Source organism: Reinekea marina (genome assembly GCF_030409715.1).
GTDB classification, from domain to species: Bacteria; Pseudomonadota; Gammaproteobacteria; order Pseudomonadales; family Natronospirillaceae; genus Reinekea; species Reinekea marina.
The window spans coordinates 198,555-211,483 of sequence record NZ_JAUFQI010000001.1 but is presented as its reverse complement, the minus strand read 5'-3'; the positions used below and the strand labels follow the sequence as shown (position 1 = coordinate 211,483).

Annotated in this window: 16 protein-coding genes; 12 read left to right on the top strand and 4 right to left on the bottom strand. The window is 43.8% G+C overall.

Annotated elements, in window-relative coordinates; genetic code table 11:
- Window positions 1-3: 3 nt before the first annotated feature.
- The 11 genes from QWZ13_RS01195 to QWZ13_RS01145 all read left to right on the top strand — a co-directional run bounded on the left by QWZ13_RS01195 (window position 4) and on the right by QWZ13_RS01145 (window position 8,111).
- Window positions 4-336: a phosphoribosyl-ATP diphosphatase gene (locus tag QWZ13_RS01195; protein WP_216000745.1), complete on the top strand. Its 333-nt coding sequence runs from the start codon at window positions 4-6 to the stop codon at window positions 334-336.
- Between the two features lie 22 nt (window positions 337-358).
- A complete protein-coding gene (locus QWZ13_RS01190) occupies window positions 359-718 on the top strand; it encodes a histidine triad nucleotide-binding protein (RefSeq protein WP_290280136.1) in 360 nt (119 codons plus the stop codon).
- A gap of 14 nt (window positions 719-732) precedes the next feature.
- Window positions 733-969: a Sec-independent protein translocase subunit TatA gene (tatA, locus tag QWZ13_RS01185; RefSeq protein WP_290280135.1), complete on the top strand. Its 237-nt coding sequence runs from the start codon at window positions 733-735 to the stop codon at window positions 967-969.
- A gap of 24 nt (window positions 970-993) precedes the next feature.
- Window positions 994-1,320 carry a Sec-independent protein translocase protein TatB gene (gene tatB / locus QWZ13_RS01180; protein ID WP_290280134.1) on the top strand — a complete coding sequence of 109 codons (327 nt, stop codon included), beginning with the start codon at window positions 994-996 and terminating at the stop codon, window positions 1,318-1,320.
- Complete coding sequence (gene tatC, locus QWZ13_RS01175) at window positions 1,301-2,059, top strand: twin-arginine translocase subunit TatC (RefSeq protein WP_290280133.1); 759 nt, start codon at window positions 1,301-1,303, stop codon at window positions 2,057-2,059. Before tatB ends, tatC begins: the two co-directional genes overlap by 20 nt.
- A gap of 20 nt (window positions 2,060-2,079) precedes the next feature.
- Window positions 2,080-3,198 (top strand): lipase family protein, encoded by a 1,119-nt coding sequence (locus QWZ13_RS01170; RefSeq protein ID WP_290280131.1) that lies wholly within the window; start codon window positions 2,080-2,082, stop codon window positions 3,196-3,198.
- A 150-nt stretch (window positions 3,199-3,348) separates the two neighbouring features.
- The gene (locus QWZ13_RS01165; RefSeq protein WP_290280129.1) at window positions 3,349-5,007 is read left to right on the top strand and encodes a putative bifunctional diguanylate cyclase/phosphodiesterase; all 1,659 of its coding nucleotides are present in this window, start codon (window positions 3,349-3,351) and stop codon (window positions 5,005-5,007) included.
- Between the two features lie 78 nt (window positions 5,008-5,085).
- A complete protein-coding gene (gene aroE / locus QWZ13_RS01160; RefSeq protein ID WP_290280127.1) occupies window positions 5,086-5,907 on the top strand; it encodes a shikimate dehydrogenase in 822 nt (273 codons plus the stop codon).
- A gap of 46 nt (window positions 5,908-5,953) precedes the next feature.
- Entirely contained in the window at window positions 5,954-6,832 is an 879-nt protein-coding gene (locus QWZ13_RS01155) for an SPOR domain-containing protein (protein WP_290280125.1), read from the top strand.
- A gap of 9 nt (window positions 6,833-6,841) precedes the next feature.
- Window positions 6,842-7,723, top strand: a complete 882-nt coding sequence (locus tag QWZ13_RS01150; RefSeq protein ID WP_290280124.1) for a cytochrome c — start codon at window positions 6,842-6,844, stop codon at window positions 7,721-7,723.
- Complete coding sequence (locus QWZ13_RS01145) at window positions 7,650-8,111, top strand: HopJ type III effector protein (protein WP_290280122.1); 462 nt, start codon at window positions 7,650-7,652, stop codon at window positions 8,109-8,111. Before QWZ13_RS01150 ends, QWZ13_RS01145 begins: the two co-directional genes overlap by 74 nt.
- Window positions 8,112-8,145: 34 nt before the next feature.
- Here QWZ13_RS01145 and fghA read toward each other — a convergent pair whose 3' ends face one another.
- From fghA to QWZ13_RS01125, 4 genes are all read right to left on the bottom strand, one after another.
- Window positions 8,146-9,000 carry an S-formylglutathione hydrolase gene (gene fghA / locus QWZ13_RS01140; protein WP_290283231.1) on the bottom strand — a complete coding sequence of 285 codons (855 nt, stop codon included), beginning with the start codon at window positions 8,998-9,000 and terminating at the stop codon, window positions 8,146-8,148.
- A gap of 59 nt (window positions 9,001-9,059) precedes the next feature.
- Window positions 9,060-10,190, bottom strand: coding sequence for an S-(hydroxymethyl)glutathione dehydrogenase/class III alcohol dehydrogenase (locus QWZ13_RS01135; RefSeq protein ID WP_290280120.1), 1,131 nt, complete (start codon window positions 10,188-10,190; stop codon window positions 9,060-9,062).
- Window positions 10,191-10,389: 199 nt separating this feature from the next.
- Window positions 10,390-11,406 carry a DUF6976 family protein gene (locus QWZ13_RS01130; RefSeq protein WP_290280118.1) on the bottom strand — a complete coding sequence of 339 codons (1,017 nt, stop codon included), beginning with the start codon at window positions 11,404-11,406 and terminating at the stop codon, window positions 10,390-10,392.
- Window positions 11,407-11,426: 20 nt separating this feature from the next.
- A complete protein-coding gene (locus QWZ13_RS01125) occupies window positions 11,427-12,641 on the bottom strand; it encodes a hypothetical protein (protein WP_290280116.1) in 1,215 nt (404 codons plus the stop codon).
- Window positions 12,642-12,732: 91 nt separating this feature from the next.
- Between QWZ13_RS01125 and QWZ13_RS01120 the strand changes: the two genes are divergently transcribed.
- The gene (locus QWZ13_RS01120; RefSeq protein ID WP_290280115.1) at window positions 12,733-12,882 is read left to right on the top strand and encodes a hypothetical protein; all 150 of its coding nucleotides are present in this window, start codon (window positions 12,733-12,735) and stop codon (window positions 12,880-12,882) included.
- Window positions 12,883-12,929 lie beyond the last annotated feature (47 nt).

Sequence of the window (12,929 nt, the reverse complement as noted above, 5' to 3'; positions counted from 1 at the left end):
TCAATGAGCGATATCCTTAGCACGTTGGCTAAAACGCTGGAAGACCGCAAAAAAGCAGAACCCGAAACCTCGTATGTATCATCATTGTATGCCAAGGGTCTTGATAAAATCTTGGAAAAGGTCGGTGAAGAGGCCTTTGAGACGGTATTAGCGGCTAAAAATGCTGAAGTTGATACACAGCAACGCGAAAAGGTTGTTTATGAAACGGCTGACCTGTGGTTTCATACGCTTGTTATGTTAGCGCAGTTAAATATACATCCGGATGAGATTTTATCCGAGCTTGCGCGTCGTGAAGGTCTTTCAGGAATCGAAGAAAAGGCCAGCCGGCAGCCCTAGTATGGTTTAATGAGGCTTTTGAATGTCAGATTGTTTATTTTGTAAAATTGTCGATGGCGATATTCCATCGAAAAAAGTTTATGAAGATGATGAATACCTCGCGTTTTGGGATATTGCTCCGAAAGCGCCGGTTCATATACTGTTGATTCCAAAACAGCACATTGCCAGTCTATACCATTTGGATGATAGTAATGTGGGCGTTGTTCAAGGCATGATGAGCAAAGCGCCAGAAATTGCACGACTGATGAAGCTAGACGATGGTTTTCGTGCCATCGTTAACACCGGTGACGGTGGTGGGCAAGAAGTTGGTCACATACATTTACACATTTTAGGTGATGTCAGAAAGGCCACCTGGAGTGGTTTTCCGATACAAGATAAATAAAAGAGGATTTCAATATGGGTTTTGGTGGTATTTCTATTTGGCAGTTATTGATTGTATTGGCCATAGTAATTTTAATTTTTGGTACTAAACGTTTAAAAAACATTGGTGGCGATATGGGCGGAGCGATCAAAAGCTTTAAGTCTGCCATGAATGAAGACGATAAGAAGCCAGAGTCTTTAGAAGACAAAGACATAGCCGATGCGAACTTCAGCGAAGCAAAATCTGAAGAAAAAGCCGAAGAAAAAAAGTAAGCTGAACAGCGGAAGTAGATAATCATGTTTGATATTGGATTCACCGAGCTCTTGGTGTTGGTCATTATCGCGTTGGTCGTTGTGGGTCCTGAAAAACTGCCCACAGTGATGCGTACAGTTGGCAAAGCGGCGGGTCAAGCGCGCCGCTTTGTAACGGGTATTCAAAACCAAATAGAGCAAGAAGTTAAGCTCGATGAGTTGAATAAAAAAATAATGGCACAGGATTTAGAAAAAAAGATTCTATCTCCTCATGAAACAGAAGATGCGCAAACGCCTACCAGCCCTCCAGAGGCTGACGCTTCGCTTAGCTCAGTAGAAAAAACGGAAGAAAATGACAACGCCAAATCCTAATGAACATGCCATGCCCTTGGTAGAACACCTTAAAGAACTGAGAGATCGGTTGTTAAAGTCGGTGTTGTCTATTTTAATTTTGTTTGTCGGGCTGTATTTCTTTTCTGGTGAAATGTATTTAATACTGGTCGAGCCTTTAAATGCACTCATCGCCGATAAAGAGAACGCATCCTTAATTGCAACAGGTGTTGCGTCTCCCTTTTTGGTGCCCTTAAAGCTGGCGTTTGTTATGTCAGCGCTGATAGCCATGCCGTATATACTGCATCAGGTTTGGGGGTTTATTGCACCGGCACTTTATAAACACGAACGTAAACTTGCGATACCGCTTTTTATCACCAGTGTGATTTTATTTTACAGCGGCGTAGCATTTGTTTACTTCGTTGTATTGCCTTTAGTGTTCGGTTTTTTTACCGGTACGGGCCCTGAAGGCATTAATATTATGCCGGACATATCAAATGTACTCGATTTTTGTTTGAAAATGTTCTTTTCATTTGGCATTGCTTTTGAGATTCCTATCGCTACTTTTTTGATGGTTCGTGCAGGGATGGTGTCCGCACAATCGCTGGGTGAAAAGCGTCCTTATATCTTTGTCGGGTGCTTTGTCATTGGCATGCTTCTGACTCCGCCAGATGTTATTTCACAAAGCATATTAGCCATACCCATGTATGCATTGTTTGAATTAGGCTTATTGATGAGCCGCTTTTTACCAAAGGCTGTAAAAGAAGAAGACCCAAAATAATAATTATATAGAGCACGCTTATGCATAACGAGTTTGATCGACCCGATTTAATGTATCCGCCTTCTTTTCGAGCGGCGTTCTCTGATAGGCAAGCTTTTGTATGTGCGGTTCTCGCAAAATACGCATACTATCCGTTTGAGGGCTTAGCGGACCAAGAAAAACTGGTTGCTGATGCCCAAGCGCTGGTTACCGACTCAGCCAAGCAAGCGCAATTAAATACCCTCCTGAATAAAATTCTTGCCATGCATATCGTTAAGCCGAGTCACGCAGAACAGGTGTTTGCACAGCTACTCGGTGCCGGCGGTTTTACATTGCTTAAAACTTTTGATCACATCGGTGCGCAAGCCTTTGTGTGCCAGCGCGAATCTCAGTTAAACGGTGGTGGTACCCGAGTAGAATTGTACGTCGTATTTCGCGGTACCGAGATAAAAGACAAGCGCGATATTAAGGCTGATCTTATGGCCAATTTAGATCTCGACCCTGATTTTGGACAAAAATCTAAGGTACATAGAGGCTTTCGAAGCTATTTAGATGCCCTCGATCGAACATCGGAAGGCAGTTTATCGGCCTTTGTTAAGGCGCAAAAATTCGATCAGCTGTTTATTGTCGGGCATTCGTTGGGCGGTGCCATTGCGAAATTGTTCACGCGAAAGTACTTTCCAGCTGATCAAGCCAGTTGCTATACCTATGGCGCACCTCCTGTCGGCAATCAAGCGTTTCAAGAGGGGCTTAAAACGCCGGTTTACGAAATCATCAATGAAACAGATATCGTACCAAGACTGCCAAACCAAACCTTGGTTATGGGCACACAGCTTTTATTTAAATTTGTTCAAATTGTGGCAGGGCGATTAAACCTGTTCACAGATTTACTGATCGAAAAAAATTGGTCGAGTAAAATTGAGCAACGGCTGCAGCAATTTCATGAATATTACCATTGTGGGTATGTCAGCTATTTAGTTGGCCATGGTAAAAACGTTACCTTAACGTTAAATGTACCTGCGTTAACGCGTGCAAATTGGTATGTTAAACGTGCCTTTAAATGGCGATTATGGAAGCAACCTTTGACCGATCACAGTATTGATCAGTATATTGAAAAGCTACGATTTCATGCCATAAAGCGTAATTCGGAAAGCTCATAAAGCCCAACAAAGGTGTTTTTGTTGCCCTTTTTGACGGGGGCAATTGCAAATAATTACCAAACAGATCACATTTACATGGCTGAAAATTGGGCGAAAAGCTTTTCAAGAGCTATAACTTAGTGCTTAGACAATTGAATTGTTGATAACGCTATGCAAGAAAACTTGCGAATTGTGCTGTTTACATTAGAAGCCGACATCCTGTCGACTCTGTCCCCCATATTGTCTGAACTAGGTTACCTACCGTACGTTGCTCAATCACCTACCGATATCGAAGAAGCTGATATCATCCTATTTTCACCCAGCGAAAAAGCTTTCAGTGCTTTTGAAAAGTATCAAGATGCGAGTATTTGGATCGCGATAGAAGAAGAGTTTATAGAACCCCATTTCAGTGCTCTACTCGAACTAGGGATACACGATGTAATAACCTTGGAAGAACTGAATCGTAGAGTATTGATGCAAGCCATACTTCGTGCGATGCATCGGCGTGAAGTCGTCACAACCATGAATACACATGATTCATTGACAGGGTGTTTAAATACCGAAGGCTTTGTCGCGCAGTTGAATCGTGCCATGGCATTTGTTACCCAAAGCGGCACCCCTTTAAGCGTTATTTCAGTTGATATCGCTCAGTTTCAGAAAATTAATGAATCGCATGGCTATACCATTGCCAACCAATTGTTGTGCAAAATTGCGCAGCGGTTTGCCCTTATTTTAGGAGGGCGGTTTAAAGTTGGACGGCTTGGTGGCAACGAATTCCTGCTGTTAATTGAAAGTGTGGCCGATAAAAATGAACTCAGCGAAATCCTAGATATAGTTCGAAACGCGTTTAACCATCAGTTTGAAATCAGTGATCAAAATATTCAAGTAGAAGCCTTTATCGGTGCGGTGCTTTACCCAGATACATTTGGTAATGCTGAAGAGCTGGTGGCTCAGGCCCATGAAGCCATGATTACCGGTAAACGACACAATAGTAAAATTTATCTCTACGATCGCTCATCATCGCCATGGTTCCAAATGGACATGGCCGCTGAAATTAGGCGCGCGCTTCGCGAAAATGAATTTGAACTGCATTACCAACCTAGAGTTGCGTTAGAGACTGGCCGCGTCATTGGTATGGAAGCTCTGCTGAGGTGGCCACACCCTGAACACGGCAATATTCCCCCTACCGATTTTATCTACGTTGCAGAAAATAGCGGTATGATTTTACCCTTAGGTAATTGGGTGCTCAGTCAGGCCGAGTCCGATATCCAAACGTTAGAAGCCAGTGGTTTAGTTGGTCTTCATATCGCCATTAATTTAAGCTTTAAACAACTTCAAGACGCTACTTTTTGTGAAACACTGCCTCAGCGCATCCGATCCTGGCAAAACTATCAATCGCATTTAGAATTTGAGCTCACAGAAACCGCGGTGCTGAGTAATCCTGAGCTGGTAAAAGCGACACTGAAAGAAATACACGAAATGGGTGTCAGTATTTCATTGGATGATTTTGGCACCGGTTATTCGGCATTGGTCCATGTAAAAGAATTTCCAATTTCAGTGGTTAAAATCGATAAGAGTTTCGTGCAACGGATGGATAAAGACCGTTCATCACATGATATTGTTGAGTCGATCGTTAATTTTGCTCATCGGCTAAAAATGGCTGTCGTAGGGGAAGGCATTGAACGCCAAGAGCACCTTATCGCGCTAAAAGCGATGGGGTGTGAACAAGGGCAAGGTTACTACTTTGAAAAAGCCTTACCGTTGGCGCAATTTGCGGCCTATACCCGCTCCGTTAACGATTCCTCAAAACGAAATGCTACAAAGACATAGTGTTTAAACCGCTATAGCATGGACTTTTGGGGCTTAGACCACTATCTTCATTTCAAATAGTTCACTTCAAGGGTCATTATGGATCGTTACGCTGTTATTGGACACCCAATTACGCATAGTTTGTCACCGCAAATCCATACTATTTTTGCCAAACAAACCCAGCAAGCTCTCGAGTATGAAGGCATCGAGTTACCATTGACGAGTTTTGAAACTCGGCTCTGGCAATTAATTAAATCGGGCTATTTAGGGTTTAATGTGACGGTCCCGTTTAAAGGCGATGCCTTTGATTTTGTTGATGAATTGTCAGAGCGATCTAAGCGTGCTCGTGCCGTGAATACCATTAAAATTCTGCCCGATGGTCGAAGCATGGGAGATACCACCGACGGCATAGGTTTGTTGAATGATTTACAAGATAACTTAGGCTGGAAACTAGACGGGGCCAATGTTCTTATTTTGGGCGCGGGTGGCGCAGTGAGAGGCGTGTTAGACCCGATCATAGCGGCCAACCCTGCATCCCTCACCTTGGCAAACAGAACCTTAGAGAAAGCTGAAGAACTGGCGGATGACTTTGCGCAAATTACACCGAGCTCCTTTGAAGAGCTCAGTGGCCGATTCGATATTATTATCAATGGCACTTCGGCCAGCTTATCTGGCCAACTACCGCCCATTTCAGAATCTCTGATCAATCCAGATGTGAAATGTTATGACATGATGTACAGCGCGGAGCCCACCGCCTTCCTTAAATGGGCGTTGCAGCTCGGTGCTGTTGATGTATCCGATGGATTAGGCATGCTGGTTGGTCAGGCTGCTGAAAGCTTTTACTGTTGGCGAGATGTAAGACCCGAGGTTAAACCGGTAATCGATGCCTTAAGGGGCCAATTAACAGATTCCAAAGGTTAGGACTATTTTCTTCAATAAAAATAATACATTGGCTTTGAGTGATCTGATGTTTCGAGTAATACGGTTGGCGATTCTGCTTGTGAGCTCTTTCGCCTATGGCTACGACCCCCAAGTGTCTATGGGTGCCAATGCAACGGCGCTTGGCTTCGCTGCGCCAGGAGCGTCGATCGAAACAGCCAATACTTTTAATAAACGCACCGTGCTTGCTGCAGAAATTGGTGTAACCGATGCGCCCAGCTCTGGCGAACCAAGAGAAGTGATCATTGGGGTTAATGGTCGGCTTTTGTATTCAATGGGTTTAAGTAGCCAATGGTATCCTGCTTTGTATGCGCGAAGCCGACTGGCCGAGCAAAGCATAGAGACAGGTTTTGGCATTGGCGCACAATTCCAAACGACCCGAGCAGTGGGGTTATTCACCGAGACGTTATGGTCAATGCAGCATCGAGAAGTTCACCACAAGCTGGGGTTAAGAATTTGGCTGAGTCGCTTTTCATCGCTCGATAGCCGTGTAAAAAGATCACAACCAGTAGGGGCAGTTTATAGCGGTGGCGTTCGTGAAAGCAAAGCCGAAACCATGACCCTAACCTCCCCCGTTGAAGAGGCGCTTAAATCGGATACTGACGACGTTGAATCAAGCGCCACTGCCATTGAGCCATTGGCGTTAAACGGTATTGAAGAGTCGCAATGGTTCGCGCATTTGGGATTATTCTCAAAAATCGATTCACTCGTGGGTTTAGAGCAAGATTTACGTTTACAACCCTATAAAGATCAGTTTGTGCGCTGGTATGATAGTAACCGAAGTGCTTACCGTCTGTTGCTAGGGCCTTACTCAGAACAACGGGCCGCAACGGTCGTAGACCAATTGCAACAACTCAAGTTAGACAGTTTTGTCTATCAAAAGCCAAATGAGCCATCTCGGCCATAAGGATTCGTCATGTCATTAACCAAAAAAATAATTTTTGGGCTACTTGCCTTTGGTTTCACTGGGTTAGCCGTCGTTCTTCTGGTCGGCCTCAATGTAGAGGAGCGCCCAAAAATAACGGTCGCAGGCAATGCGCAAAACGGAGCAACGTTGTTGCAAACAGCGGGTTGCTACGCTTGCCATACTCAGGCGGAAAGCGCTAATGGTGTATATGCGGGTGGCGCTGCACTGGTCTCGCCTTTTGGGAATTTCTATGCGCCCAACATAACCTCGAGTAAACAACATGGCATTGGCGATTGGGATATTGTGACGTTTGAAAGAGCGCTGCGCCAAGGTGTTAATCCGAACGGGCAATCTTATTACCCGGCGTTTCCATTTATGAGTTATCGAAGCTTAACGGATCAAGATGTTGCCGATTTATTTGCGGCTTTACAGCAAGTTGAAGCCGTCGAAAAGGATCACCGAGACCATGAAGTCGGCTTTCCTTTTAATATTCGTTTAGGGTTAAAGCCGTGGCGTTGGTTATTTTCCACGGTTAAGCCATTAAAAATTGATCAAACTACATCGGTCGGCCGAGGTCGATATTTAGTTGACGCCGTAGCGCATTGTGGCGAGTGTCATACCCCTAGAAACTCACTAGGGGCACCCATCCCGCCCTATTTAGGTGGCGCCGATTTAAATGGTGACTGGGCACCTCCCATTACAGCTCGTGCCTTTGAACAAATGGAGTGGACTAAAGACGATTTAGTTTACTTTTTAGAAGACGGCATGCTCCCCGATGGCGATTTTATCGGAAGCTCAATGGTAGAGGTCATCGAACATGGCACTTCGAATATGCCATTTGAAGACCGAGAGGCCATTGCCGATTATTTATTTTCATTGGTTCAGCGGTAAATGCAGAGCCTCACTAACAATTTTCATAGAGATTTATAAGATTATGACGCTGAAGGAATTACTCGCTGTTTTACACACCAATCCGGAATCATTGGTTTTTTCTCAAGTACTCGAAGCAATCGACAGTGACTTTGAATTTACTCCCAGTGCCTTTACAAATGGAAAAGTGCACAGTCAAGCGAGTGAAAATCAAGGCTCGTGTAAAGTCTTTGCTTTTGCGAATCAAGCCGGCTTATCTCAAGCGCATACGTTAAAGTTATTTGCAGAGCATTACACCGAAGTGCTAGAGAATGTGAATGGCACTAGCCATCAAAACATTCGCGCTTTCATGAAGTCTGGTTGGAAAGGCATCAGTTTTGAGAAAAAAAATGTGTTAGTGAAAAAGTGATTTTTAAAAGCCAACTTAAGTTGGCTTTTATTGATTAGGACGAAGCTAAATATTGGTGGTGAAAGCGTAGGTGATCGTCAATAAAGCTACTGATAAAAAAATAGCTGTGGTCATACCCACTTTGCATGCGCAACGTTAGTGGAAAATCACTCTTTTTGGCCGCAGCGGTTAAAGCCTCAGGCTTTAACTGCTCCGTTAAAAAGCTATCTGCATCGCCTTGGTCTACTAAAGCAGGGCGCCGATCTTCTGGTTTACAATCGGCCAATAATAAGCTGCTATCGTATTCGCGCCATAGTGACTGATCAGCCCCTAAATAACCCGTAAAGGCTTTTTGCCCCCACGGACAATTAATCGGATTTGCAATAGGGCTAAACGCTGAGACCGAGGTATACCGCTCAGGGTTTTTAAGTGCAATCATGAGAGCACCATGCCCCCCCATAGAGTGCCCACTGATAGCACGAGTTGACGTTACGGGGAAGTTTTCTTCAACCAGTTTAGGTAACTCGTGCACAATGTAATCGTACATTTGGTAGTGTTCGTTGTATGGTGCTTGAGTGGCGTTCAGATAGAACCCCGCACCTAGTCCAAAGTCGTAACGGCCTTCCGGGTCATCGGCGACACCTTCGCCACGCGGGCTGGTATCGGGTGCAACAATGGCAATGCCTAAACGAGCCGCTTCAGCAAACGCACCAGCTTTTTGCATAAAGTTCTCATCGGTACAGGTTAAACCTGACAGCCAATAAAGCACAGGCACTTTTTCGCCTGTTGCGGTTTGTGGTGGAAGATAAATTGCAAAGCGCATGTTGCAATGCGTGCTGGTTGAGGGGTGGCTGTATTGCTTATGCCAACCGTCAAATGATTTAGCGCTACTCAGGCATTCTAAGCTCATAATGAATCTCGCGTTTGAGTGATGAAATTCAGGCACAGAGTTATGTGCCTGTTAAAATACTATTTGTTGTAATGTATAACGCTGCGGATGCTTTTGCCTTCGTGCATTAAATCGAAGGCTTCGTTAATGTCTTCTAAGCCCATGGTGTGGGTAATAAAGTCATTTAACTTAAACTCACCGCCTAAATAACGCTCTACAATACCTGGTAATTCCGAACGCCCTTTAACACCACCAAAAGCACTGCCACGCCAAACACGGCCAGTAACTAATTGGAAAGGTCGGGTAGAGATTTCTTGCCCTGCGCCTGCCACGCCAATAATGACGGATTCGCCCCAGCCCTTATGACAGCATTCTAATGCCGAACGCATGACATCAACATTACCAATACATTCAAATGAGTAATCCACACCGCCATCGGTGAGCTCTACGATCACTTCTTGAATTGGCTTATCGTAATCGTTCGGGTTAATGCAATCGGTGGCGCCCAACTGCTTGGCCAGTTCGAATTTACTTTCATTGATATCGATCGCAATTATGCGAGACGCACCTGCCATAGTGGCACCAATAACGGCCGATAAACCAATACCACCAAGCCCAAAAATTGCGACCGTGTCTCCGGCTTGAACTTTTGCCGTATTCATAACAGCGCCCATGCCGGTTGTAACGCCACAGCCTAGTAAGCAAACTTCCTCAAGGGGGGCTACTTTATTGACTTTGGCGAGAGAAATTTCTGGCAATACCGTGTATTCAGAAAAAGTAGAAGTACCCATATAGTGATAAATGGGCTGGCCGTCTTTGTAAAAACGCGTGGTGCCGTCTGGCATTAAGCCCTTGCCTTGCGTTTCGCGTATTTGCTGACACAAGTTGGTTTTGCCCGATTTACAGAACTTACACTCACCGCATTCAGGTGTGTAGAGCGGAATAACATGATCGCCAATGGCGACACTGGTTACGCCTTCACCTACGGCTTCCACAACACCGCCCCCTTCGTGACCTAAAATGGCTGGGAACACGCCCTCAGGGTCCTCACCTGATAGCGTAAAGGCATCGGTATGGCAAACGCCGGTTGCGATAATCTTAACCAATACTTCGCCTTTGCGAGGCATCATTACATCAACTTCTTCAATACTCAGTGGTTGCTTAGGACCCCAGGCAATGGCGGCTTTTGATTTTATAAATGTATCGGTCATGTCAGGCTTCCTCGCGTTATTTTTTTCCAGCACCTTAAGTGCTGTTTCTCGGTTGCCAGTATAGTGACATACAAAAAAAAGTTAATCCGCTATACGAATTAAGTACAGAGACAAAAAGTGTGCTGAGTTTGATTGGCTAGGAAGGGGCTTATTGATGAAAAAAGCCCAGCGTGTGCCGCTGGGCTGGTCGTGAGCTTTACTAGGCTTCCGAGAGCGTTAAATAGACCATGGTTTGGTTGAGAAGTTGGTATGCAACCTCGCCAAAGGTAATTGGACCCGTCATATGCCCTGTTTTTTTGCCTTCTAATTCTGAGTATAAGAAATTTAAAATACAGTTACATGAAAACGCGATGTTTTGTGTGTCGTTTTTCTTCAGTTCGGTTTCAAACTCGGTCACGTAATTATCAATCGGGCTGGCAAAATGGTATTTAACGCCTTCAAACACTGGCGCGTATAAATCAACGCGGCCTGCATCTGCATCTACGGCCTTAACACTCACGTTTACCTTAATTCCAGAATAATCGGCCACAAGCGGAAGTCGCGTATCGATATTTTGTTCTTGAATGTATTGAGCTAAATTGCTGGCTTTGCCATCAATGGTGCAGGTACCTGCCGCAAAGCCGGTGGTTGGGAACTCTATCGTTGCTCCCTTACCTTCTTCAAATAAATTGATAATACTGACATCGGCCATCTGATGTTCGGGTAACGGAATGTGCATAGCCACCGCTTGCTGGTCTAACAGCATATTATTACCGGGTCCAAACCCTACTTTGGCCGTTGCGTCATCGTCTAAGTGGTAGCCCGATATCCAACCAACAATAGGCGTAAAAAACATATTTGGAAATTCAGGTGCATTTTGTGAATAATTCAGATGCACATCAGAAGACGCAGGCAATATTAAAAGTGTAAAACCATGGCTAGGGGCATCTTTTGCGATACGATTAATTGACCCGTTATCATAAATAGTAATTCTTGGTGGGTTGTTGCTCTGAACACCTTCTATGGAGTTAACAAATATTTTTTCTTTGCTTACTACTCCGCCTGATTCATCCATGAAATAGGGAATAGTTCCGCCAATCCAATTACCAGATGGGAGCTCTGATAAAATACCTTCGTCTGCGGCAATGGTTAAAAACTCCCCAGCTTGGATCTTAGCTTTAACGGTATCCAAGTCCAGCATTTGGCTTTCTATTTTAATTGATTGTTTATTAGACATTTTATTTCCTTGGATATTGATTAACTGGCTTTAGCGAGCGAATTGATTAACGCTATTTCTTCTTTCATTGATCGAGAGTTTTGAAAGAAGAAATCTCTGATGTTTTTCAAGCATTCCTCATCTTGTTCCTTGAGGTACTTAGATTTTTCCTTAGATAGAAACAACCGATAATTTATTTTATCACTGGATAAAATTTTGTCGTCTGTCAGTAGCTTCTTCCATATGTCATGGTTTTGCGGTGGCAAAATGTCAGAAACTGTCTGTTGAGTAGAAATCATCTCGGTTAAAAATTTAAGCTCAGAGATATATTTTTTTGCATTGCGTTTAAAGAATATCTGCAATGAACGAATAATATCTAACTGTTCGGCTTTAGTTTCGGCAGAACGATAACTGTTCTTCTTGTGTGCCAAACTCAATTGCAATGGCATGCTAGATGTTGGTAGATCCATCTCTCCCATCAATATCGAATGCCAAATTGGGTTTTGCGTGCTGGGCAGAACAAGCTTAACCTTAGTTTGAGGAGCCGACTGATTCGATCTATTCTGAGTTGCACCCACTTGCTCGTATTCACTTTTAAGCTGCAATGCGTGTCGATCAAAAAAGTTTCGCAGCTCTGCTGAAGATCGTTGCATTAATGCTTTGTCATCTGGATTGCGATTAATGTCTAACTTAAGCCGAGACAATAATAACTTAAGGGGCAACAAACGGGTGGTGAGTTTGGTTTTGTCGAGCAAAATATCTCGCCACACTGCATCGGATTCTAGTGGCAAAACAGCCAGTTTCTTTGCTTGAGAATCTTCGGTTTCAATTTCTCGGATCTTAGTTTCAATAATTTCCGGAGACACGCCGAGTAATCCACTAATGATATCTGGTAATGATGTTCTTGAATGCGCAATGCGAATCGTTTCGTCAAGTTCGCGGGTAATCTTTTTTCCATCCAGACCAAGAAACGCTGGGCAGTGTGACTCTGTTAGTTCGGCTAAATCGTTTAGCGCCATGGTCGCCTGTATATAAGTGGAGTAGTGACCAATGCGTACATGTTGCCAGCGTCGCGTCACTTGTTGCTGCTTCTTATTACTGGTCAAAAAAGAAAAGCGACCTTTCTCGGCTTGCTTTTCAATAATGATCGTTAAAGAATCGGAATCGGTTGATAGCTCAAGCGATTTAACGACCCAAGGTAAATAAACCCCGAGCACTCTTGCAAAATCTTCATTCTTTAAACTTTCCATTTTCATTCCAAATGCTAAAGCAACAATTTTAGTAGACTGATTAAATTAAAAAAATTAAATCACCTTTTTTAAAAATTTCCGCATCACTAAAAGAGTTTTGCTGTTTGATGATGCCTTGAGTATTAATGACTCTGTCAGCGCGTCAAATTGGTCTCTTAATATTATAGACGTGCGTCACAAAATCGCAGGAAACATTCTCGAAAACCATTTCTCGAACACCAATTCGTCAATAGTTAGACGCACTTAACATAAATTAATGGCCTCATAATGTTTTAGTTAAACGGTACTCAAACC